This is a genomic window from Corynebacterium sp. CQ3829_602738 (assembly GCF_054478435.1).
The window spans coordinates 1,405,665-1,427,632 of record NZ_CM137003.1; the positions used below are offsets into that span (position 1 = coordinate 1,405,665).

Genomic DNA, 21,968 nt, shown 5'->3' on the forward strand with positions numbered 1-21,968 from the left:
GCCCCTCTCGCTGATGGGGCGACACAGGCGCCAACCGACCCAGATCCCACACGTGCCCTAGTTATTTGGCACAATTCTGGCCATGACTTTCAGAGGCGATTACGCACAGGGCCAAGGCGGCAACGTCAATACCAGCTCCGGCGGCGGCCGCGGAGGCGGCGGCTTAGGCAACGGCGCGATGATGTTGCTGCCGCTCCTGCTGCGCGGAGGCGGCGGCGGAACCATCATTTTGGTCCTGCTGGCGCTGCTGTACTTCAGCGGCGCGTTTGACGGCATTCTCGGCGGAGGGGGCGACTCCCAGTCGCAGTCCCAGGGCGAATACTCCCTGGAGCACTGCCAGGAAGCAGGTTCCTCCAACGAGTACGACGACTGCCGGGCAGCTGCGACTATGGGATCGCTAAACGCCATCTGGGCAGATATTTTGCCGGCGCAGTCCGACACCCAGTTCACCAAACCGGAAATGACCATCTTCAAGGGCAGCGTGAACTCTGGTTGCGGTTACGCCAGTTCGGACACCGGCCCGTTCTACTGCCCGCAAGACAAAACCGCCTATCTGGACGTGAGCTTCTTCGACCAGCTGTCGCAGCTCGGCGGCTCTAACGGGCCGCTGGCGCAGGAGTACGCCACCGCGCACGAGTACGGCCACCACATCCAGAACCTTGAGGGCACCCTGGGCCTAAGCGACTACAAGAATCCGGGCCAGGATTCCGCCGCGGTGGCAATCGAGCTGCAGGCCGACTGCTACGCGGGCCTGTGGGCGCACCACGCCTCCAAGGGTGACAACGCCGCTCTGGAGCCGATCACCGACGAGCAGCTGCAGCAGGCTCTGCAATCCGCGCAGTCCATCGGCGACGACAACATTCAGAAGCGCTCCGGCGGCGAAGTCGATCCGGACGCGTGGACGCATGGCTCGTCGGAGCAGCGCATGCAGGCGTTCAAGTCCGGCTACGAATCCGGCCAGATGTCGTCCTGCGACACGCTCAACCGCGGCGTGTACAAGAGCTAAACCGCCTCTGTTCCGCACCGCTTTCGAAACGGCACGGCGCTACAGTGGCCGGCATGAGCAATGCTGAGCCCAACCGCGCCGTGCCGTTTCTTGCTGCGTTCAACTCCATTGAGAAGTTCTTGCGCAGTGAACTCGATGCCAAACGGTCCGATTCGTTTTCCTGGATGACCAGGCTGGCGGCGAAGAAGGGAGTCATCACGCTCGAGCAGTCTGAGACGCTGCAGGAGTTCGCGGATCTGCGCAACGCGATCAGCCACGGCGAGTACGACAACCTGCGCCCGATCGCCGAGCCACTGCCGGAAACCGTCGCCGAGATCGAGCGGATCCGGGATTCCCTGCTCGCCCCGACGCTGGCCTTAGACGTCATTGAGCACCAGCAGGTGGTCACCTTCTCCCCCGACACCGACATCCACGAGCCGTTGGACACCATCGCCTCGCAAGGGCTCGCCCAGTTCCCGGTCTACGACGGTGGCGAGTGCGTCGGTTTGCTCACCACCAACGCGATTGCGCGGTGGCTGGCGGCGGAGCTGCGTGACGACGACACGATTGCGGCAGGCACCGTGGCCGAGGTGCTCGACCACAGCGGCAAATTGGACCAGCCGATTTTTCTGCCGCGCACCGTCACCGCCGCAGCCGCGGTCGAGGCGCTGAGCACACCGCTTGCCTCCGGCGCGGTCCCCCGCCTCGCCATCATCACAGAGCACGGAAAGCCCACTCAGAAGCCGCTGTCGGTGCTGGGTGCGACCGACATTCCGGCCCTCGCCCAGGAAGCGTAAAGCACCGCTTTTCCTGTGGCGCCGCGCACCTTTTCGTGCTGTAGTATCCCCGGCATGTCTGCAAACTTTGTGAGCGTTGTCGACCTGTTCAGTATTGGTATCGGCCCCTCGTCGTCCCACACTGTGGGCCCGATGCGCGCGGCCCAAGCATTCATTGACAAACTCGACACCTACCCAGCCAAGGTGCTTGTTGAATTGCGCGGCTCCCTGGCAGCCACCGGCGTCGGCCACGGCACCGACCGCGCTGCCCTCTTGGGCCTGGTCGGCTACACCCCCACCACCACGTCTGCCGATATTGCGCCGAAGCCGGGTGAGCCGATTCCCTCCACCGGCACCGTTTCCGGGCCCATCGGCACCGTTGAATACGAGCTCAGGTTCGACCCTGCTCCTGTCGCCGCACATCCGAACTGCCTCATTTTCGACGCGTGGGATGCAGACGGCAACGTGCTCGCAGAGCGCGAGGACTACTACTCCGTCGGCGGCGGGTTTATTCAGGACCGCTGGGAGATGGAGGCGCACCGCGACGAATCCGGCGTCGCGGCGGCGCGCGACATCCCGTCTGTGCCTTACCCCTTCGACACCGCGGCCGAACTCATGCAGCGTTGCGACGAGACCGGCCTGACCATCGCAGAGATCATGCGCGCCAACGAGGAGTCCATCCACGGCAGCGAGAAGCTCGACGCTCACCTGGACGCGGTGTGGAACGTGATGCAGGAATGCGTCGCACATGGCTTGAAGACGGATGGCACGCTGCCCGGCGGGTTGAACGTCAAGCGGCGCGCGAACCGCCTCCACCGCCTGCTCACCGCCGAATACGAAGCTTCCACTGCGCGCGGGCTGGACGCAATGGAGTGGGTCAACCTCTACGCGTTGGCTGTCAACGAGGAAAACGCCGCGCACGGCCAGGTTGTCACCGCGCCAACGAACGGCGCGGCCGGCATCATCCCCGCGGTGATGCACTACTGCCGCGACTTCACCGACGATTTCACCGGCGAGCGCGCCCGCGAATTTTTGCTCACTGCCGGCGCGGTCGGCTCGATCATCAAGACCAACGCGTCGATCTCCGGCGCTGAGGTCGGTTGCCAGGGCGAGGTCGGCTCCGCGTCTTCCATGGCTGCCGCAGGCATGTGCGCCGCCCTCGGAGGCACGCCTGCCCAGGTGGAAAACGCCGCCGAGATTGCCCTCGAGCACAACCTGGGCCTGACCTGCGACCCCGTCGGCGGCCTCGTGCAGGTGCCCTGCATCGAGCGCAACGCCATCGGCGGCGTGAAGGCCATCAACGCGGCGCGCCTGGCCAAGCTGGGCGACGGCACCAACATCGTCACCCTCGATGACGTGGTGGAGACCATGGCCGCCACCGGCCGCGACATGATGACGCAGTACAAGGAGACGTCCATGGGCGGCCTGGCGGTGCAGTTGGGCCTGCCGGTGAACATCACCGAGTGCTAGAAGCTAGGCTCCCGTGACCGCCTGAGTCACCGCCTGGACAGAAAGCTCCACGGACTCCTGCGAGTGTTCCGCGAGGTTCTTCACCGCCACCTCGCCGGCTTCCAGCTCACGCTCGCCGAGCACGAGCGCGTACCTCGCGCCGGCGCGGTCGGCGCCCTTCATCGAGCCCTTGAGTCCGCGCTGCCCGTAGGACATGTCGGCGGACACGCCGGCGGCGCGGAGCTCGTCGATAAGTTTGCTCATCTTCACGCGAGCCTCGTCGCCGATGGCGATGCCGAAGACGTCCACGCGGTGTGCCGCCTCGTCCAACTCCACGCCTTCTGCCTCAAGCGCGAGCACGGCGCGGTCCACGCCGAGGCCGTAGCCGATGCCCGACAGGTCCGGGCCGCCGATCTGGGCCATCAGGCCGTCGTAGCGGCCGCCGCCGCCGATGCCGGACTGCGCGCCCAGGCCGTCGTGGACGAACTCGAAGGTGGTCTTGGTGTAGTAGTCCAGGCCGCGCACCATGCGGGGGTTGATCACGTACGGCACGCCGAAGCTGTCCAACGCAGCGGTGACGGCCTCGAAGTGGGCACGGCACTCGTCGCAGAGGTGGTCCAGCATCAGCGGCGCATCCGCGGTCATCTCCCGGACCTCTTCGCGCTTATCGTCCAGCACGCGCAGCGGGTTGAGCTCTGCGCGTTTGCGGGTCTCCTCATCCAACGGCAGGTCGAAGAGGAACTCCTGCAGCTTCTCCCGGTACTCCGGGCGGCAGTTCCTGTCGCCGAGGCTGGTCAGCTCCAGACGGAACCCGCTTAAGCCGATGGCGCGGTAGCTGCGGTCCGCCAGCGCGATGACCTCAGCGTCCAGCAACGGATCGTCCATGCCGATGGCCTCAACGCCCACCTGCTGCAGCTGGCGGTACCGGCCGGCCTGGGGGCGCTCGTAACGGAAGAACGGGCCGTAGTAGTTCAGCTTCACCGGCAGGTAGCCACGGTCCATGTTGTGCTCGATGAAGGAGCGCATCACGCCTGCGGTGCCCTCCGGACGCAGCGTGACGGAACGGCCGCCGCGGTCCTCGAAGGTGTACATCTCCTTGCTCACCACGTCCGTGGACTCGCCCACACCGCGGGCAAACAGCGTCGTGTCCTCGAACACCGGCAACTCAATGTGCTGGTAGCCGGCGATGCGCGCCTGGCGGGCGAACTCGTCGCGCACATGGATAAACGCCGCCGATTGCGGCGGCACGTAGTCCGGCACGCCTTTCGGGGCGGAAAGCTTCTGAAACTGGTCGTTCTTGTTCTCGCTCACACCGCGCAAGTCTAGTGCAGGCAACCTCGCCCGGGACGAGTGCCCGATTAGCGGTCGGCGTTGGCCTGGCGCAGGTACGGGTTGGTTGCGCGCTCCTGTGCAACGGTCGTGGCGGGACCGTGGCCGGGCAGCACCTGCAGCTCGTCGTCCAAGTCCCACACCGGCCCGCGGAGGCTCTCCTGCATCTGCGCCGGGTCCGAGTCCGGCAGGTCCGTGCGGCCAATCGATCCGCGGAACAGCACGTCGCCGGAAAAAACCACCTCGTCCGCAACCAGCATCACGCAGCCCGGCGAGTGCCCCGGTGCGTGCACGATCCGCAGGTCCACTCCTGCCACGGTCAGCGTCTGCCCGTCCTCAAGTGGCGTCGGATTGTCGATTGGGGGCATGGCGGAGGCGTCGTAAAGCTGGCGCGCCTGCTCGCTCACCCCCTCGCCGCGCAGCAGCATGAACGCGTCCGCTGGGTGGACAAACGTCTCCACCCCGAACGCGGCGGCGTCGCGGATGTGGTCGATGTGGCCGTGCGTGAGCACCACCGCCTCCACGTTCAGCCCCTGCTCCTGCGCCATCTGGCTCACCGCTTCATGCGCGCCCAGCCCCGGATCGATCACAAACGCGCGATCCCCGTTGGCAACGACATAGCAGTTGGTTTGAAAAGGTCCTGCTGCGAAACCGGCGATTCTCATGCTGGCCACTATAACGGTGCTGATAGGCTTTCTAGCCGTTCAAGGGCGGATGCTTATCGACGTCTACTCCGCCCATCCCGACAAATTGGCGAGGTGTAAACCCCAGTGGCATCGAACGAAAAGCGCGGCAAGGAAGCCCTGTCCCACCTGAAGAGCGAGCTGGATTCGCGCGACCGCAAGGAGAAGTCCCGCCCGTGGTCGGTGGCGGCGATCTCCGCGGCCGTCATCGCGCTGATCGGCGGCGGCATCTACTTCGCGGCCAACAACGACAGCGGCGAGGACCTCGCCGCCTCCGAATCCACCGCCGCGTCCGAGGCCACCACCGAGGAGCAGGAGCCGTTCGACTCGTCGAAGTTCGAGCCGATCGCCACCAAGCGCGAGCAGGCGCTGCCGGCGACGGTGAACTGCAACTACAACGAGGCCCAGGAGCAAGGCGGCGACGGTGTCGGCACCCCGAAGACCGAGGGTGTGTCCACCGAGGGCACCGTCACCGTCGAGCTGGACACCAACCAGGGCCCCATCGGCATGGAGCTGGACCGTGCGGCCTCCCCGTGCACCGTCAACGCCGTCGAGTACCTCGCCGAGGAAGGCTTCTACAACGACACTGTCTGCCACCGCTTGACCACCGGTGACGGCCTGAAGGTGCTGCAGTGCGGCGACCGCGCCGGCACCGGCGCCGGCGGCCCGGGCTTCCAGTTCGCAAACGAGCTGCCCACCGACCAGGCGCTCGAGGGCATCGACCTGTCTGAGGCGGGCATCCCAGAAGGCGCGTCCGAGGAAGAGATGATGCAGGCCAAGACGATGATGCTGCAGCAGAACAGCCAGCCGCAGCGTTACGACCGCGGCACCATCGCTATGGCGAACGCCGGCGTGGACACCAACGGCTCCCAGTTCTTCCTCAACTACGGCGACTCCGTGCTGCCGCCGCTGTACACCTACTTCGGCCACATCGACGACGAAGGCCTTTCCACCTTGGACAAGATTGCCGAGGCCGGCGTCGAGGGCGGCGAACAGGACGGCGCCCCGGCAGACGAGGTCCGTATCAAGAAGGCGACCGTGAAGTAGCAGCGGGCAGTAACGCTTCAGCCCGTTGAAGCGACGTAGCTCTGGGAATCGCCTCAGAGCTTACTGTCCTAGGTAGCGCTCTACCAGCGCACCCGATAGCATTCCGAGAAGCACACACATTTTTACGAGTGAGGAAAATTCGATGAAGCTTCGCACCAGCCTTGCAGCGGCAGCAACCGCCACCGCGGTCATGGTTTCTGGCGCCGCAGTCGCCGACGCAGCTCCGACGGTCAACGACACCGCAGAGAGCAAGTCCAAGGACTCCGGCGGCAAGGACTCCGACAAGAGGACCATCAAGGACAGCCTGTCCTCCTCGAGTGAAGAGGGCTCCTCTATCGAGGACATGAGCCCGGAGGAGCTGAAGAGCTGGATCGCCGTGGTCACCGCGATCATCGGCATGCTCACCCAGGTGCTGTCCATCGCGTCTAAGTTCGCGCGTTAGAGCCACCGCGTTCTCGCACGGGGCACACTCGCGCCGCTGCGCAAAACACAACCGGCTACCTACTACCGGCTACCAGCGAAAATTTCCGTTGGTAACCGGCTCTAGGTAGCCGGTTCTTTTCGTTCCAGCCCCACGACCGCGCCAACGGCGACGCCGCCGCTCCCCCTCGCGGGAAACGGCGGCGTTGTCGCGTGCAGCCTCTATCAGGTCAGGATCGTGCTCGTCCTACTTGTTGTTGTTCAGCAGCGCGATCGGGCCAAGCACGGAGTCAATCGGGAACGCCAGCGCCAGCGGCAGCACGAGAGCCAGGACAGCGGCGATGATGCCGAGAATGACGCCAATCGGAGCGTCGGAGGAGGAAGAAGCGGAGCTTTGCTCCTCGGTCGGCTTCTGCTCCTCGGTCGGCTTCTCTTCCGGAGCCGGCTTCTGCTCCTCGGTCGGCTTCTGCTCCTCGGTCGGCTTCTCTTCCGGAGCCGGCTTCTGCTCCTCGGTCGGCTTCTCTTCCGGAGCCGGCTTCTGCTCCTCGGTCGGCTTCTCTTCCGGAGCCGGCTTCTGCTCCTCGGTCGGCTTCTCTTCCGGAGCCGGCTTTTCAGCCTCGGCAACAGTTACCGGCAAGGACACCTTGGTGCCTTTGTCGGTGGTGATCTCCAGGGTCTGCTCGCCGGACACGCCCGCCGGGATCTCCAGCTCAATCTTTGCGCGGCCCTGCTCGCCTAAGCCCTTGTCGGCGTCGGTGACCGCGTTGTCGACGTCGGCGGTAGCCGTTGCCTCGCCCACCTTCGCGGTGACGGTCTCAGCCTGCGCCTCGCCCTCGGAGGAGTAGCTCAGGGAGGTCAGCTCGATGGTGTTCTTCTGGCCAGCCTTCAGACCGCCCTCCGGGAGCACCACGCCGACGTCCTTTTGGCCCTCACGGACCTGGGCGTCGCCGGTCTGCAGGTAGTCCACAAATGCCTGCAGATCGTTGTAGCCCACATCGTTGCGGTCGCGGACTTCGTCAGCGTTGATCAGGGCGTCGCCACCGTCGAGCAGGAAGGTCGACGCTGCAACGGTGTAGTCCTTCTCCGGATCCACGGACTCGCCGTTGATCTGGATGTCCAGGATGCGGTTGCCACGCTCAGCGTTCGGGTTGTACGTGTAGGACACGTTGTCGGACAGGCCCATGTCCAAACGCGGGCGACCCGACTTTGCTGCAACCTCCGGGGTCTGCCACTGATTCTCCAACGCTTCCTTGATGGCGGCGCCGGACAGCTTGGCAACAGCGATGTTGTTGCCGAACGGCTGGACGGTGGCGGCCTGTTCGTAGGTCACATCGCCCTTGGTCAGGTCCGCACGAACACCGCCGGCGTTCATCACACCGAAGTCGATCTCGGTGTCGAGGAATGCGGAAAGCGCAGCGACGGCGGACTGCGCCAGCATGTTGTTCGCGGTGGACTCGGTGCCGCGGTTGGAGCCTGGCTTATCCTCCGGATTGGAGCCACGCTTGAAGTCGGCGGCGATGTTGGCGACGACCTTCTGGCCGAGCTCGCTGGCAATCTTGTCTGCCTCTGCAACGATCTTCTCAACCTCGGCATCAGGGGTGATGCCGAGCTCCTCGAGCTGCGACGCCTCGATCTGGCGACCGTCGACCTCGACGAGCTTCTTCTCGGCCTTATCGTAGGTGAAAGCAATATCGGTGACGACCTTGCCGTACTCGTGGGACTGCGCGTACGGAACCTTGCCGTCGCGGTCGAGCTCCAGGCGCTTGATGTGGTCATCGCCACCGAATACGAAATCGACGTACTTCGCGTCGAGCTTCGGTGCGCTGGTGTGGGCCGGATCGTGAATCAGAGCGATGACGAGGTCAGCCTTGCCGGACTCCTTGAGCTTCTTGGCCTCGACGTTGACCTGCTCGGCGGAATCCGTGAACTTCACACCCGCAACGTTGGCCGGGCTGGACTTTTCCGGGGTGAGGTTGGAGGTCGTGCCCACCAGGGCAACCTTCACGCCCTCCTTCTCCACGATGGTGTACGGCTTCACCGGTTGCTCGCCATCAACGAAGATGTTCGCGCCGAGCTGCTTGTCATTGGTGCCCGGAACGATGCGGTCGATCAGGTCCTGGTAGCCCTTATCGAACTCGTGGTTGCCCACAGCGGAGCCGTCGGTGCCGATGGCTTTGATGAAGTCCATCGTGTACTTGTCGTCGGAGATGAAGGAAACGAACGCCGAGCCACCCTGGTTGTCACCGGAGGTGGTGACGATGGTGTTCGGGTTCTGCTCACGCAGGTAGTTCATGATGCCCGCGACATTGGCGGCACCCATCTCGTCGCCGGCCTTCGGGGTGATTTCCTTGACTTCCTTGCCATTCTCGTCGAGGACCGGGTTGCCTGCGGCGTCCTTCACCGTGGTCGTGGACGGGTTGTACTTCAGGCGACCGTGGAAGTCGGTGATGTTGGCAACGTTGATGGTGACCTGGTCAGCCTCAGCTGCTGCAGCGAACGGTGCTGCGGTGAGCACAACTGCGGTCGTGGTGGTTGCGGCGATCAGGGCGCCAGCGCGACGGAAATCAAACACGGGAGACTCCTCGGTGTCGGGGGATGGTGTCCCTCCCTTGTATCCCTTACTCCTCCACTCCGCAGCGCAACTTCCCGCCACACGACTGTCTGCGCTGGGAAGATAACCCCGCGTGCACCAACATTTCATCTGTTGGACACCTTAACGTCGGCTTGGGGGAGGGTGAGGGGGACCTTTGGTCGTCGTTAAGCAGTGACGCGATAGACGTCAAAGACTCCCTCGATGTTGCGGATCTGGTTCATGATGGAACCGAGCTGCTTGATGTCGGAGACCTCGATGGTCAAACGGATCGTGGCGATGCGGTCGTCGCCCGCCTGGGACGACATTGCCAAAATTGGCAGTTTCGCCTCCGAGAGCACCCCGGTGGTCTCCGTGAGCAGGCCGTTGCGGTCCAGCGCCTCCAGCTGGATGGTGGCTCGCGACGCGCTCTTGTGCGAGCGTTGGTTCGCCCACTCGACGTCCACCAGGCGCTCCGGCTCGTCCTTGAGCTTGTTGGCGTTCGTGCAATCCGTGCGGTGCACCGACACTCCCCCGCCGCGGGTGACAAAACCGAAGATGGCGTCGCCGGGCACCGGCTGGCAGCACTTGGCCAGCTTCGCCATCACATCCGGGCTGCCCTCTACCAGAATCGCGGGGCCGTCGCCGCTGGTCTGCGGGCGCACCAAAGCCGACATCGGCGTGCGCGCGGTAAGCGCATCGACGGCGTCGTCGTCGCCGCCGAACATGTCCATGAGCAAGTGCGCGACGTGCTGGGAAGAGACGTTGCCGGCACCGATAGCGGTGTACAGCGCGTCCACGTCCTGGTAGTGCAGCCGCGTTGCCACCTGGCGCATGGACTCGTTGGTGAACAGGCGGTGCATGGGCAGCCCGCCGCGTTGCACCTCTGCGGCGAGCGCGTCGCGGCCGGCCTCAAGCTGCTCTTCGCGGCGCTCCTTGGCAAACCACTGGCGGATCTTCGCTTTTGCGCGCGGGGAGACAACGAAGTCCTGCCAGTCGCGCGACGGGCCCGCGTTCTGGTCCTTGGAGGTGAAAATCTCCACCCGGTCGCCGGACTTGAGCTCGGTTTCCAGCGTGACCAGCTTGCCGTTGACTTTGGCGCCGATGCAGCGGTGGCCAACTTCGGTGTGCACCGCGTACGCGAAGTCCACCGGCGTGGACCCCGCAGGCAGGTCCACCACGTCGCCCTTCGGGGTGAAGGCGAAGATCTGCTGGCTGGTCAGGTCGTAGCGCAGAGAATCCAGAAACTCGTTCGGGTCCGCGGCTTCCTTCTGCCAGTCCAACAGCTGGCGCATCCACGCCATCTGGTCCACCTCGGACTGGTCGCCCTTGTGCGAGCCCTTCGTCTCCTTGTAGCGCCAGTGCGCGGCTACGCCGAATTCAGCGTTGTAGTGCATCTCGTGGGTGCGCACCTGCACCTCGAGCGGGCGGCCCGTCTGCGTCATCACGGTCGTGTGCAGCGACTGGTACACACCGAAGCGCGGGTTGGAGATGTAGTCCTTGAACCGGCCCGGCATCACGGAGTACAGGGAGTGGACCACGCCGATTGCCGCGTAGCAGTCGTTGACGGTGTCCACCAGCACGCGCATGCCCACGAGGTCAAAGATCTCGTTGAAGTCGTGGCCCCGCACGGACATCTTCTGGTAGATGGACCAGTAGTGCTTCGGGCGGCCCATCACCTCGGCTGTGATGCCGTTGGATGCGAGCTCGCGCTGCAGCACCTCGGTGATCTCCCGCAGCGCCCTGTCGCGCGATGGCGCATGGTCCGCAACCATGCGAACGATCTCCTCGTACTTCTTCGGCTGCAGGATGGCGAAGGCGAGGTCTTCCAGTTCCCATTTCACGCTGGCCATGCCCAAGCGGTGTGCCAGCGGGGCGATGACGTCAAGTGTTTCCTGCGCCTTCTTCGCCTGCTTCTCCGGAGGCAAAAAGCGCATCGTGCGCATGTTGTGCAGGCGGTCCGCCACCTTGATCACCAGCACGCGCGGATCTTCCGCCATAGCGACGATCATTTTGCGGATCGTCTCCGCCTCGGCCGCCGCGCCGAGGGCGACCTTGTCCAGCTTGGTTACGCCGTTGACCAGCTTGGCTACCTCGGGCCCGAAGTCGCGGGTGAGGTCGTCGAGCGAATAGTCGGTGTCCTCCACGGTGTCGTGCAGCAGCGCCGCCACGAGCGTGGTGGTGTCCATGCCGATCTCGGCGCAGATGGTCGCCACCGCCAACGGGTGGGTGATGTATGGATCGCCGGATTTGCGGAAGACGCCTTCATGCAGACGCTCCGCAGTGGAGTAGGCGCGGTCGAGCAGTTCCGCGTCGGCCTTGGGGTGGAACTTGCGGTGCAACGACAGCAGCGGATCGAGCACAGGGTTGGTTTTGGAGCGGCTGTTGCCGGTCAGCGACCGTGCCAGGCGGGCGGACATGCTGCGCACGGAGGGGCCTGTCCTCTTCACCGGCTTGTCGGTCATCTCCAGCCTCCGATCCCAGGAACTACTCCAGCGACTAAAGCCGTAATACTACGCTTCCTCGGGGTGCTCTTCGCCGAGGACCACCAGCGGAGCGTCGCCAAGCTTGGCTCGCCCTCCAAGCCCCGGGACCTCGAGCACGACCACGTAACCGGCGACAGAACCGCCGGCCCGCTCAATTAGGTCGCGGGCAGCGACGAGGGTGCCGCCGGTGGCGAGCACGTCGTCCACAAGCACGATGCGTTTGCCGGTGATGTCCATGCCGTCCGCCGGAATCTCCAGTGCGGCCGAGCTGTACTCGGTGGTGTACTCCTGCGTGATCACCGGCGGCGGGAGCTTACCCTTCTTGCGGATCGCCAGAATGCCGGTACCGAGCTCGTACGCCACAGCAGAGCCGAGCAGGAAACCGCGGGCGTCTAAGCCGCCGACGAGGTCTGCGCCGAGCTTGCGGCTGGCGGTGGCCATTTCCGCGATGACGATGTTGAGCGCCGCCGGGTCCGCGAGCACCGGGGTGAGATCCTCAAACAGTACGCCCTTCTCCGGGAAGTCCTGCACTTGGCGGATCTTGTCCTTCAGCGCGTCTCGGGCGGTGGCGTAGCGGTTGCCGTCGATAGGTGTGGGGGCCATTGGTTGAATTCTCCTGTTAGTTTTCGGCCGGGGTTGTCTCTGAATTCAGCTGCCACCGGTCCATGTTCCAGCCGATGCCGGCAAGACCCGTGTACGGCACCACGTTACGCACTGCGCCGTCCACCGCGAAGGTGCGGGGCTGTGCGGCCAGCGGAATGGACGGCAGCTGCTTCCACAGGTGACCTTCCTGCGCGCGCAGGGCGCCGAGTTCCTGGGCGCGGTTGTTCGCGGACGGGAACTCCCGCATCGGGTCCGTGGCGTGCAAGATCACATCGGCGGCACCGTCGGTCCAGGTCTCGGTGCCCCATTCGTCGTACTCCGCCCGCGGCAAGTCCGCAAGCGTTTTACCGCCCTCGGTCACGTCAGTGACCGTGATACCGGCGGGCTCGCAGGTGCGGCGGATGGACTCCACCATGGCGGCGAACCGCGCATCCGGGTAGGGGTAGCCGATGCGAATCTCTGTGCCCGAAAGCGCAGACGCGGCTTCGATGTCCACGTCGAGATTGGGGGCTGCGACGTCGTTGAGGCGCGCCGCCAGTGGGTCAGCGTGCTGCAGCACGTGCAGCGGTGCGACGGGCACGTCGAGGCCGGCGACACCGCTGGATGCCTTAGCGACGGCACGCGGGTCCACGCACTTGGCAAACGCCTGGCGGTTCTCGGGGATCGCCCACATGCCGATCTCCGGAAACGTCAACGCCTCAGTCAGCTCGCCGATCTGGGTGTCAACGCTGAGCCGGTTGCCTTCGGCGTTGACGTTGTGCCATTCCGGGGAGGTCTCGCGCAGATCGCCGATGCGCAGCGCCTCGTCCGCCGCCAGCTCTCCGGAGTCAGCGGACCCGGGCCAGACAACCATTTCTGAAGTCTGCGGCGCGTCGCCGTAGTAGTGCTCGTTGGCGACTAGCGTCACCTCACCGCGCTCTCCTACCTCAGCGATCTTGAAGGGGCCGAAGGACACCTGCAGATCGGGGTCGAACTCGGACAGGCTGAAGCCGTGGCGCCACACATTGGCAATTGGTTTGAGCAGGGAGAAATCGCCAGACTGCAAGTCGTGGTCCAGCTCCTCAACGCTCTTGTCCAGCTTCGCGGCCACGGCGTGGGCTGGCAGCACCGTGCCGGCGTCGAACAATCCGCGCCAGCGTGCGCCCCGCTTCTCCTTGAACGTCAAAGTGAATTCTTTGGCGCCTGGGGTGCACGACAGCGCTTCCGTGTCGTCGAAAAGCGGCATGTGCGATCCGAACATGCCCGGGTAATGCCCGGCTGTGAACGTGAGCAAGTAGTCGGAACAAGTCACCGGCGTGCCGTCCGAAAAAACCGCGGCGTCGGACAAGGTGTAGATCACCTTGCGCTGATCACTCGGCAGCACCTGGGTGGTGACCAAATCCGTGTTCGGGATCATCTGCCCGCTCGGGCCCGGCACGTACACACCCGGGTACAGACGACCAGAGAGCACCTCAGCCATGTCGGTGGCGCCCTCGAGCGTGCCGGCGTTGGTGGTGCGCAGTTCACCGAGCACCTGGTAGCCGAACAGCTTCTTCGACTGGTTGTCGTCGTTGTCTGCCGTGCCGCACGCTGCGAGCGAGGCACAACCGATCGCCGCGGCGGCAACCGCGGCTAGTCCCCGTATGAAACGTCCTGCCATGTGCGTGCCGCCGTCTACCGCCCGGGACGCCAGGTTGTGGATCCGGCGGCACCGTCAGTTGCGGCCTCGGTGCGCCGCACTGGCGTGGCCACCTGGCGCTTCTCGTGGGCGACCTCCTCGGTCGTCTCCTCCTCCAGCTCGCTGGTTCCGCGGGCGCGGTAGCGCTCCACTGCGGCGTTGTGCTCCTTGTACTTCTTCTTCCGGTTCACCAGGCTCACCAGCAACGGCGTAGCCAGGAACAGCGAGGAGAAGATGCCCTCGATCACGCCGATGAGCTGGATCAGCGCCAGATCCTTCAGCGTGCCCACGCCAAGCATCCACACCGCCACGACCATCAGCGCCACGATCGGCAGCGCCGAGATCACGGAGGTGGAGATGGAACGCATCACCGTCTGGTTCACGGCCAGGTTTGCCTCTTCGGCGTAGGTGGAGCGCCGCGAATCAAGCACACCCGAGGTGTTCTCGCGCACCTTGTCAAACACGATGACGGTGTCGTACAGGGAGAAGGTCAGCACCGTGAGCAGGCCGATGATCATGGCCGGCGTGACTTCAAGGCCGAACAGAGCGTAGAAGCCGGCGATCAGGACACCGTCCACGACGAGCGCGGCCATGGCGGCGGCTGCCATTTCACGCTGCAGGCGGACAGCCACGTACACGGCAGCGGCGACCATGAACACCGCCATCGCCAACAGCATGCGGTTCGTGATGGTCGAACCCCAAGACTCCGAAACCGTGGAGTCGCCGATGGCGTCGGCGCTGGGCTCGCCGGTGTGGTCTTCAACCTGGTATTCGTCGAAGATTGCCTGGCGTGCGGCGTCGATCTGTTCCTGGCTGAGGTGCTCGGAGTTGATCTCCAGGGTGCGTGTGTCGCCGGCGCCCACGATCTGGGTCAGTTCCGGAGTTACGCCAGTGGCGTCGACGAAGGTCTCCTCCACTTGCTCGGCGACGAGGTCGCCGGCCGGCATGGTCATCTTGGTGCCGCCTTCGAAGTCGATGCCCATGTTGAATCCGCGCAGCAGCATTGCCAGCAGCGAAATCACCACGAGCACGAACGTGATGCCGTACCAGAGCTTGCGGCGTCCCACGAAGTCGATGGCGCCGGAGCCGTCGTAGAGCGTCTCCGCGGAGCGCTTCGCCTTCACGGGGGCGGCGGTGCCCGCCGCGCCAGTGGAGGTGTGTGTCGATGTTGCCTTGGTGCTCGACATGTCTAGATCTCCTCATTCGTTGCGGCCGGTTCGAGCTCATGCTTTTCGACGCCATCCTGCTCCCCGACGCCACGGGTTTCCGCACGCCGTGCTTCTGCAGTCTTGAACGCCTTGCCCATGCCGTTGACGGACGGCTTGGACCAGAACTTGCTGCGCGACGCGATGATCAGCAGCGGCGCGGTGACAAGGAAGGTCACAACCAGGTCGAAGACGGTGGTCAGGCCCATGGTGAAGGCGAAGCCCTTCACGTCGCCGACAGCCAGGAAGTAGATGATGACCGCGGCGATCAATGTGACCATGTTGCCGGTGACGACCGTGTCCTTCGCGCGCTGCCAACCGGATGCGGAGGCGGAGCGGAACGTCTTGCCCTTGCGCACCTCATCCTTAATGCGCTCGTAGATGACGATGAACGAGTCGGCGGTTGCGCCGATGCCGATGACAAGGCCGGCGATGCCGGACAGGTCCAGCGAGTAGCCGATCCAGCGGCCCAGCAGCACCAGCGTGCCGTAGACGAGCGCGCCTGAGGCAACCAGCGAGGCCAGCGAAATCAGGCCGTAGAGGCGGTAGTAGGCGAAGACAAACAGTGCGACCAGGATCAGGCCCACCAGGCCGGCGTAGAGGCCGGCCTTCAGGGACGCCTGGCCCAGTGACGGCGGCACGGACAGCGCGGTGCCGCCGGGCTCTCCGTTCTCGCCAGCAAACGACAGCGGCAGCGCGCCGTAGCGCAGGTTGTTTGCCAAGCCCTCAGCTTCCTCCTGAGTGAAGTTGCCCGTGATAGAGGTAGCGGAGCCCACCGGGGTGGGGCCCTGGATCACCGGAGCGGAGATCACCTGGGAGTCCAGGGTGATGGCGATCTGCTTCTGCAGCATCTCGCTGGTCAGGTGCGCCCACGTCTCGGAGCCGTTGGGCTCGCCCGCCTGGCTGAAGGCGAAGCTGATTTCCATTTGGCTGGACTGCGGGTTGAAGCCGCCGGTGATCGCGCGGTTGGTGTCGATCTGCTCGCCGGTCAGGCGCGGTCCGTCTGGATCGGTGACACCGTCGAGCAAGGGAACCTCGTCGAGAAGCAGCGCCTGGCCCGAAGTCGGGTCACAGGAAACGAGCGGAAGGTCCGCCTTGTCGGAACCGGCGAGCGGGTCGGTGATCTGGCCCATGCAGCGCGCGGACATGAGCGTCAGGGCCGCGAACTGCTCCGTCGGATCAGTGGACTGGCGGGTGCGGCGCAGCATGTCCGTCGTTTCCTGGCGGCGCTCCGCCGCCTCCACCGGGCCGTCCGGCTCCGGCAGCGGCTCGGCGCTCAGCTGCGGGACGTCCTTCGGCGCGGCAGGCTCTTCCTCTTCCTTCGGCGCGGCGTCCTTGCCCTCGCCGTTTGGATCCTGCGGATTTTCGGCAGCCTTTTCGTTCTCCTTCTCCGCCGCCTCCTTGCGGGCCGCGATCTGGGTGAGCACTGCCTGGCCCTCTTGCGGGGTGAAAATGCCGTACTCGACCCACTCGTTGGTCATGTCCAGGATGACATCGTCGACCTTTGTGCTGTCCGCCGCCGGCGGGTCGAGCACCGGACGGAAGAACAGCTGGGAAGTCTGGCCGATGTTGCGGATCTCAGCGGTGTCGTCGCCGGCTGCCTCGATGACAATCGTGTTGCCGTCCACGACCACGGACGCGCCGGAGACACCCATGCCGTTGACACGGTTTTCAAGGATCTTGCGGGCGTCCTGCAACTGCTCGTTGGTCGGTTCCTCGCCCTGCGGGACAAGGGTCACGCGCGTGCCGCCCTGCAGGTCGATGCCGAGCTTCGGCTCAGCGGATTTGCTTCCGGTGAAAAAGACTAGGGCGTAGACGCCGATGACAATGAGGGCGAAAAGCGCGAGTAGCCGGGCAGGCCAGCGCTTCTTCCCCTTCACTTCGCGGGACCGCCGAGTGCTGTTGGACACTGAGCTGACTCCTCTGCTTTCCGAGCTCCAATTTTTCTCCTCCACCTGCCCCAAAACACCCATGAAGCGGTATGAGTGAACAGCGTGCCGGTGAAGACACAACGGAACATGCTACGGCATAGCCCCGCAAAACCAGCAGTCCGGTCCGTGTCAGCCTTAATAGAGCGACATTTGGCCCGGTGCGTCCGGCGGCGCCTGCAGCCCCAGGTGCTCCCACGCCGCCGCCGTGGCCACCCGCCCACGACCGGTGCGCGACATCAGGCCGGCGCGCACGAGGTAGGGCTCGCACACCTCTTCAATAGTGCCCGGCTCCTCACCGACCGCGATGGCGAGCGTGCCCACTCCCACCGGTCCCCCGCCGTGACCGCGGATCAGCGCGTCCAGCACCGCCCTATCCAGCCGGTCAAGGCCGAGCTCGTCCACGTCGAACACGCTCAGCGCCGAGCGCGCGGCACCAAGGTCGACATGGCCGTCGCCGTGCACATCCGCGAAATCGCGCACGCGCCGCAGCAGACGGTTAGCGATGCGCGGGGTGCCGCGGGAGCGCGAGGCAATCTCCACCGCGGCATCGGTGTCTATGCCGACCCCCAAGATTTGCGCGGCGCGGCTGACCACCTTGGTCAGATCCTCCACGTCGTAGAACTCCATTTGCGCGGTAAAGCCGAAGCGGTCACGCAAAGGACCGGTGAGCATGCCGGCGCGGGTGGTGGCGCCGACGAGGGTAAACGGCGGGATCTCCAGCGGGATCGACGTCGCACCGGGGCCTTTGCCCACGATGACGTCGATGCGGAAATCCTCCATCGCCATGTAGAGCATTTCCTCAGCCGGGCGGGCGATGCGGTGGATTTCATCGATGAAAAGCACGTCGCCTTCCATCAGATTGGACAGCATCGCCGCGAGGTCACCCGCCCGCTCGAGGGCCGGGCCAGATGTCATCCGCAGAGAGGTGCCCAGCTCTTGCGCGACGATCATGGCCATGGTGGTCTTGCCCAGCCCGGGCGGGCCGGACAGCAGGATGTGGTCCGGGGTCACACCGCGGCTTCGCGCGCCCGCGAGCACGAGGTTGAGCTGCTCGCGCACCTTTGGCTGGCCGATAAATTCGTTGATCGACTTTGGGCGCAGCGAACGCTCAATGTCGTGCTCGTCTGCTTGCGCATGCGCGTCTACTGGCGACGGCGGCTTCGCCGCGAACCCGTCCGGCAGTTCAAACTCTGTCTTTTCCACGTCGGACACGGCTGCCTCCCTACTTCTTGCCCAGCTGGCTCAGCGCCTGGCGCAGCAACGCGGACGCGTCTTCGTCCGGGTTCTCCTGCACCAGCGCATCCACCACCGGCCTTGCCGATCGCTCCTGGAAGCCCAGCCCGACGAGAGCCTCGACCACCTGCTCGGAGACCAGCGAAGTGCCCTTTGCGGCAGTGGCGGGTCCGCCGGCAGCTGCAGCGTCGCCCACCGGCACGAAAGCCTCCACCTTGTCCTTGAGCTCTAAGGCAATGCGCTCCGCCATCTTCTTGCCCACACCGGGGATGGATTGAATCGCCTTCACGTCCCCGGACGCGATATGGGAGGACAACTCCCCCGGTTCGAAGACAGAAAGGGTGGCAAGTGCAAGCTTCGGGCCCAGCCCGGAGACGGTCTGCAGCTTGTGGAACATCTCGCGGGTGTCCGTGTCGCCGAAGCCGTAGAGGGTCACACCGTCGTCCTTGACCACCATGGACGTCATCACCCGGCATGTCTCGCCCCGGGTGAGACGGCCCAGCGTCTGGGGTGCGGCCAAGAAGCGGTAGCCCACGCCGGAGCACTCGATCACTGCGTGGTCGAGCCCGATGGTGAGCACTTCGCCGTTGAGAGAATCAATCATTGGTTCGCCGCTTTCATGGTCAACTGGTTGGTTCGTGCGATCAAGGGGGCGCGCCAGCAATGACACACCGCGATGGCCAGCGCGTCTGCCGCATCCGCGGGTTTCGGCGCCTCGGACAGTCCGAGAATGCGGGTGATCATCGCAGTCATCTGCTTCTTGTCCGCCCTGCCGTTGCCGGAGATGGCTTTCTTTACCTCGGACGGGGTGTACATGTGCACCGGGATCCCGCGCTCCGCGGCGGCGAGCACCATCACGCCCACAGCGTGGGCGGTGTGCATGACCGTGGAGACGTTCCCCCGCTCGAAAATGCGCTCCATGGCGATGACGTCTGGCTGGTAGTCGTCGATCCACTCGCCTACGGCGCGGGAGAGGCGCAAAAGACGCTCCGCGAGTTCCGCGGTAGACGGGGTGCGCACGACGCCGACGGCGACGGGGATGATTTGGCGGCCACGTCCCGCCTGCACCACGGAAAGACCGCACCGCGTCAAGCCAGGGTCGATGCCCATGACCCGCAGACCCTCCAGCGACATTGCCTCTCCTTTCCGCACATGTGACACATATGTTCTACCACAGTAGACACAGCAAACGCCCGCGCCACAGTCAGCGGCACGGGCGTTTACGCGAATCGGATCTAGTCCTCGAGCTGCGCGGCCACTTCGTCGGAGATGCTCATGTTGGTGTAGACATTTTGCACATCGTCGGAGTCTTCGAGGGCGTCGATGATGCGCATCATCTTCTTCGCGCTCTCAGCGTCAACCTCGACCTCGACATCGGCACGGAACTCCTGCCCGGCGTCTTCGATCTCAATGCCCTCGCCGCCGAGCGCCTCGCGCACCGCCGGCAGGTCGGTCGGCTTGCAGGTGATCTCGAATTCATCGCCGAGGTCGTTGACTTCCTCAGCTCCGGCGTCGAGCACCGCCATGAGCACGTCGTCCTCGCTGAGCTCACCCTTCTGGATGGTCACCACACCAGTGCGCTCGAACATGTAGCCGACAGAACCGGACTCGCCCAGGTTGCCGCCGTTCTTGGTCATAGCGGTGCGCACCTCGGTGGCCGCGCGGTTGCGGTTGTCCGTCAGGCACTCGATGAGCACGGCGACGCCGTTGACGCCGTACCCCTCGTACATCACGGTCTCCCAGTTCGCGCCGCCGGCTTCCTCACCGGAGCCGCGCTTGCGGGCGCGCTCGATGTTGTCGCCCGGCACCGAGGCCTTCTTGGCCTTGCGGATCATGTCGTCCAAGGTGGGGTTCGCGGCCGGGTCGCCGCCGCCGGTTCGTGCTGCGACCTCGATGTCCTTAATCATCTTCGCCCACAACTTCGACCGCTTCGCGTCGTTTGCGGCCTTCTTGTGCTTCGTGGTTGCCCACTTTGAGTGGCCCGACATAACGCACCCCTTTTCCTCGGTTGACGTGTAACAGACGGTATTATACGCACCGCCTCAATCAAGCTCTTACCGGTCACCTCGCGCAAACTGTGGCAATGCCGCCGTGCCTCCGAGGCGGAAGATGCTTACCGACGGCCGAAGGCGCAGCGCACGCGTATCCGCCACAGCGTCGTCGTAGAACCGCGTCGCCAGCTCAACCCGGATGTCCGCGTCACTGAGCGCGCCCGGCGCCTCCTTGCCTGCGATCCGCTCGGCCACCTGGGCCGAGAGTTGCTCCTCCTGCGTAAGACGTGTGTGTATGTCCTGCGGTGTCATCCTGACGTGCTCCGCATCTTCCGCGGCGGAACGAAGCTCGGGGTAGATGGCAGCGATGACAGCGCAGCGCCGGTCCAGCGCCGCCTGCAAGGCGTCGCGCGAACGGTCGAGCCGGATGTGCAGCCGGTTGAGCCGCTGCGCCGTGTTGTAGGCCCACGCAGCCAGCAGCGTCACCACCACCGCCACGGCGATCCACACCAAAGTCATAGCCACCCTTCCACCCCGACCTTCTCCCCGATCGACACAACCTCGTACACCGCCAGCACCTGACGTGCCACAACCGACCAGTCGAAGTCTTCGGCCCGCTTCACGCCGCGGGCGGCGAGGTCAGCGCGGAGCGGGGCGTCGTCGATAAGCAACTGCAACTGCTGCGCGAGCGCCGACACATCGCTGGGAGGAAACAACACCCCCGAACCCTCGCCGCAGACCGCGGCGAACGCCGGAATGTCGCTGGCCACGACGGCGCAGCCGGCGGCCATCGCCTCCACGAGCACGATCCCGAAGGATTCACCGCCGAGGTTCGGCGCGACGAAGATGTCGGCGCGACCGAGGATCTTAGCCTTCTCCGCCTCGGGGACCAGGCCCGTAAATTCGACGCCCTCGACCTCGCGGGGCGCGCCAGCTCCAATAACCGTGACCCGGGGCTTTTGCGGAAGCTGGTCCACAGCCTGCAAAAACACCTCCAGGCCCTTGCGGGGCTCGTCCAATCGCCCCAGGAAGACCACTTCTGGCCTTGCCTGGTTTCCCGAAGCGCGCCGCGCCTTTTTAAACCGGGCGGTGTCCACGCCGTTGGGGATGATCACGGGGTCGGTGCCCACCTGCTGCGACTGCCAGCGCCACGCCTCCTCGCTGACCGCAATACCGGCTCGGATCTTTTCCAGACTGCCGCGCAGCGCGGGCAACGCAAGTTTGAGTGCGTACGAGGAATCCGCCGAGGCGTGGTACGTGGCCACGATCGGGCCGGTGCCCATGCGCAGCGCGGCCATGGAGTAGCTCGGCGAGTTCGGCTCATGCACGTGCAGGATGTCGAAGTTTCCGCGCTCGACGAACTGGCGCGTGGTGCGGCGCACCTGCGGGCCGAAGGACAGCCGCGCGACCGAGCCGTTGTAGCGCACCGGCACGGCGATGCCGCCGCGGGTCACCCACTCCGGAAGGTCGACGCTGTCGGAGGCCGGTCCGAGTACCTCGGTGTGGTGGCCCATTGTGCGCAGCTGGGCGGCAAGGTCAAGCACGTGGGCTTGAACGCCGCCCGGCACGTTGAAGGAATACGGGCACACCAGACCAATCCGCAC

General features: G+C 65.1%; 19 protein-coding genes. 5 read left to right on the plus strand and 14 right to left on the minus strand.

From position 1 onward, the window contains the following. The first annotated feature begins 82 nt into the window (after positions 1 to 82). The 3 genes from ypfJ to ACX1NL_RS06820 are packed head-to-tail and all read left to right on the plus strand — an operon-like array spanning position 83 to position 3,231. Positions 83 to 1,006, plus strand: a complete 924-nt coding sequence (gene ypfJ / locus ACX1NL_RS06810) for a KPN_02809 family neutral zinc metallopeptidase (RefSeq protein WP_458897710.1) — start codon at positions 83 to 85, stop codon at positions 1,004 to 1,006. A 53-nt stretch (positions 1,007 to 1,059) separates the two neighbouring features. Beyond that, a complete protein-coding gene (locus ACX1NL_RS06815) occupies positions 1,060 to 1,782 on the plus strand; it encodes a CBS domain-containing protein (RefSeq protein WP_458897711.1) in 723 nt (240 codons plus the stop codon). Positions 1,783 to 1,836: 54 nt separating this feature from the next. Continuing rightward, on the plus strand, positions 1,837 to 3,231 hold the full coding sequence (locus ACX1NL_RS06820) for an L-serine ammonia-lyase (protein WP_458897712.1): 1,395 nt from the start codon (positions 1,837 to 1,839) through the stop codon (positions 3,229 to 3,231). 3 nt (positions 3,232 to 3,234) lie between these two features. Here ACX1NL_RS06820 and hisS read toward each other — a convergent pair whose 3' ends face one another. Together hisS and ACX1NL_RS06830 are read right to left on the minus strand one after the other, a co-directional pair. After that, entirely contained in the window at positions 3,235 to 4,521 is a 1,287-nt protein-coding gene (gene hisS, locus ACX1NL_RS06825; protein WP_458897713.1) for a histidine--tRNA ligase, read from the minus strand. A gap of 47 nt (positions 4,522 to 4,568) precedes the next feature. Further along, on the minus strand, positions 4,569 to 5,204 hold the full coding sequence (locus ACX1NL_RS06830; RefSeq protein WP_181888526.1) for an MBL fold metallo-hydrolase: 636 nt from the start codon (positions 5,202 to 5,204) through the stop codon (positions 4,569 to 4,571). 105 nt (positions 5,205 to 5,309) lie between these two features. Here ACX1NL_RS06830 and ACX1NL_RS06835 point away from each other — a divergent pair, with 105 nt between their 5' ends. Both ACX1NL_RS06835 and ACX1NL_RS06840 read left to right on the plus strand, forming a co-directional pair. Next, on the plus strand, positions 5,310 to 6,269 hold the full coding sequence (locus tag ACX1NL_RS06835; RefSeq protein ID WP_458897714.1) for a peptidylprolyl isomerase: 960 nt from the start codon (positions 5,310 to 5,312) through the stop codon (positions 6,267 to 6,269). Positions 6,270 to 6,411: 142 nt separating this feature from the next. Further along, complete coding sequence (locus ACX1NL_RS06840) at positions 6,412 to 6,711, plus strand: hypothetical protein (protein ID WP_070843972.1); 300 nt, start codon at positions 6,412 to 6,414, stop codon at positions 6,709 to 6,711. Positions 6,712 to 6,936: 225 nt separating this feature from the next. Here the strand turns inward: ACX1NL_RS06840 and ACX1NL_RS06845 are convergent, their stop codons facing one another. From ACX1NL_RS06845 to ACX1NL_RS06900, 12 genes are all read right to left on the minus strand, one after another. After that, the gene (locus ACX1NL_RS06845; protein WP_458897715.1) at positions 6,937 to 9,261 is read right to left on the minus strand and encodes a bifunctional metallophosphatase/5'-nucleotidase; all 2,325 of its coding nucleotides are present in this window, start codon (positions 9,259 to 9,261) and stop codon (positions 6,937 to 6,939) included. Positions 9,262 to 9,446: 185 nt separating this feature from the next. Then, a complete protein-coding gene (locus ACX1NL_RS06850; protein WP_269951958.1) occupies positions 9,447 to 11,723 on the minus strand; it encodes a RelA/SpoT family protein in 2,277 nt (758 codons plus the stop codon). A 48-nt stretch (positions 11,724 to 11,771) separates the two neighbouring features. Continuing rightward, positions 11,772 to 12,347: an adenine phosphoribosyltransferase gene (locus ACX1NL_RS06855; RefSeq protein ID WP_239306392.1), complete on the minus strand. Its 576-nt coding sequence runs from the start codon at positions 12,345 to 12,347 to the stop codon at positions 11,772 to 11,774. A gap of 16 nt (positions 12,348 to 12,363) precedes the next feature. Further along, the gene (locus ACX1NL_RS06860) at positions 12,364 to 13,986 is read right to left on the minus strand and encodes an ABC transporter substrate-binding protein (RefSeq protein ID WP_458897716.1); all 1,623 of its coding nucleotides are present in this window, start codon (positions 13,984 to 13,986) and stop codon (positions 12,364 to 12,366) included. A 14-nt stretch (positions 13,987 to 14,000) separates the two neighbouring features. Next, positions 14,001 to 15,191, minus strand: a complete 1,191-nt coding sequence (secF, locus tag ACX1NL_RS06865; RefSeq protein ID WP_448237420.1) for a protein translocase subunit SecF — start codon at positions 15,189 to 15,191, stop codon at positions 14,001 to 14,003. A gap of 2 nt (positions 15,192 to 15,193) precedes the next feature. Then, positions 15,194 to 17,119: a protein translocase subunit SecD gene (gene secD, locus ACX1NL_RS06870; protein ID WP_239306389.1), complete on the minus strand. Its 1,926-nt coding sequence runs from the start codon at positions 17,117 to 17,119 to the stop codon at positions 15,194 to 15,196. Between the two features lie 156 nt (positions 17,120 to 17,275). Continuing rightward, on the minus strand, positions 17,276 to 18,352 hold the full coding sequence (ruvB, locus tag ACX1NL_RS06875) for a Holliday junction branch migration DNA helicase RuvB (RefSeq protein WP_181888534.1): 1,077 nt from the start codon (positions 18,350 to 18,352) through the stop codon (positions 17,276 to 17,278). A 10-nt stretch (positions 18,353 to 18,362) separates the two neighbouring features. Next, positions 18,363 to 18,977 carry a Holliday junction branch migration protein RuvA gene (gene ruvA / locus ACX1NL_RS06880; protein WP_239306388.1) on the minus strand — a complete coding sequence of 205 codons (615 nt, stop codon included), beginning with the start codon at positions 18,975 to 18,977 and terminating at the stop codon, positions 18,363 to 18,365. Next, positions 18,974 to 19,507, minus strand: coding sequence for a crossover junction endodeoxyribonuclease RuvC (gene ruvC, locus ACX1NL_RS06885; protein WP_181888536.1), 534 nt, complete (start codon positions 19,505 to 19,507; stop codon positions 18,974 to 18,976). The genes ruvA and ruvC overlap by 4 nt, the downstream gene beginning before the upstream one ends. 101 nt (positions 19,508 to 19,608) lie before the next feature. Continuing rightward, the gene (locus ACX1NL_RS06890) at positions 19,609 to 20,361 is read right to left on the minus strand and encodes a YebC/PmpR family DNA-binding transcriptional regulator (RefSeq protein ID WP_181888537.1); all 753 of its coding nucleotides are present in this window, start codon (positions 20,359 to 20,361) and stop codon (positions 19,609 to 19,611) included. A gap of 66 nt (positions 20,362 to 20,427) precedes the next feature. Continuing rightward, complete coding sequence (locus tag ACX1NL_RS06895) at positions 20,428 to 20,883, minus strand: hypothetical protein (protein ID WP_181888538.1); 456 nt, start codon at positions 20,881 to 20,883, stop codon at positions 20,428 to 20,430. Next, on the minus strand, positions 20,880 to 21,968 hold the full coding sequence (locus ACX1NL_RS06900) for a glycosyltransferase family 4 protein (RefSeq protein WP_458897717.1): 1,089 nt from the start codon (positions 21,966 to 21,968) through the stop codon (positions 20,880 to 20,882). Before ACX1NL_RS06900 ends, ACX1NL_RS06895 begins: the two co-directional genes overlap by 4 nt.